Source organism: Streptomyces beijiangensis, from assembly GCF_017315755.1.
Taxonomy (GTDB): domain Bacteria; phylum Actinomycetota; class Actinomycetes; order Streptomycetales; family Streptomycetaceae; genus Streptomyces; species Streptomyces beijiangensis.
In genome coordinates, this window is record NZ_JAFLRJ010000804.1 from 1 (window position 1) to 1,007 (window position 1,007).

At 69.1% G+C, this 1,007-nt stretch carries 1 protein-coding gene; it reads right to left on the bottom strand.

Annotation, left to right across the window (positions count from 1 at the left end):
- Window positions 1-201 precede the first annotated feature (201 nt).
- Window positions 202-1,007: ABC transporter permease (locus J0695_RS39195; protein ID WP_242553747.1), on the bottom strand; the 806-nt coding region annotated here is incomplete at its 5' end.

A 1,007-nucleotide genomic window follows, 5' to 3' on the forward strand; every position in this document is an offset into this window, starting at 1 on the left:
GAGGTCGGCGGGGTCGGTCCAGCCGTGTGCCGTACAGCCGGGGACGGTGGTGATGGTGCGGGGTTTGGCCGCTGAGGCGGGGGTGTTGTCGTTGTCGTGCTTGGCACAGGCTGCCGAGGTGAGCAGGGCGGTGGCCATGAGCAGGGTGAGTGCGGTGGTGCGGGTGCGCATTCTTCCTCCGTACGGGCGTGCAAAGGGCGGTCAGGACTGGCTTCGGCCTCGGTCGCGTGGGGCCCAGGGGGTGAGCAACCGGCCGACGACGCGCACCACTTCGGAGAAGAGGACCCCCAGGACTGCTACGCAGACGATGCCGACGAACATCACGTCGTTCTGGAAGAGCGCCCGGGAGTCGAAGATGAGGTGACCCAGGCCGTTGGATGCCGCTATTTGTTCCGAGGCGACGATCACCAGGACGGCTACGCCTGCTGCTATCCGTGCGCCGACCAGGACCGCGGGCAGTGATGCGGGGAGCAGGACGTGGCGGAACATCTGCCAGGGCGATGCGCCGAAGACCTGTCCGGCGTCGCGGTGGCCGACGGGAACTGCCAGGACGGCGGCCATCGTTGAGATCCATACGAAGAAGAAGACGGTGGCGGCGACGAGTGCGATCTGCGGGCCCTCGCCGAGGCCGAACATATTGAGGAAGACGGGGAGCAGGGCGAGTTTCGGGACGACGTAGAGGGCGTCGAGGAGTGGTTCGAGGGCCGCTCTGACGAGGGGGAGGGAGCCCATGAGGAGGCCGAGGGCGTAGCCCGCGACGGTGCCGATGGCGTAGCCGCCGAGTACGCGTTTGAGGGTGGCCCATACGTCGGGCCACAGGTCGCCCTGGGCGGCGCGGTCCCAGCCGTCGGCGAGGATCGTGGAGGGGGCGGGGTAGACGCGGTCGTCTATGTACTGCTGGGACGCGGCCAGTTGCCAGAGGAGGACCAGGGCGAGGGGGACCGCGACCGCGAGGGCCAGTTCGAGGGTGCGGCGCCTGCGGTGGGTGCGGGCGGGGTGCAGCTCGT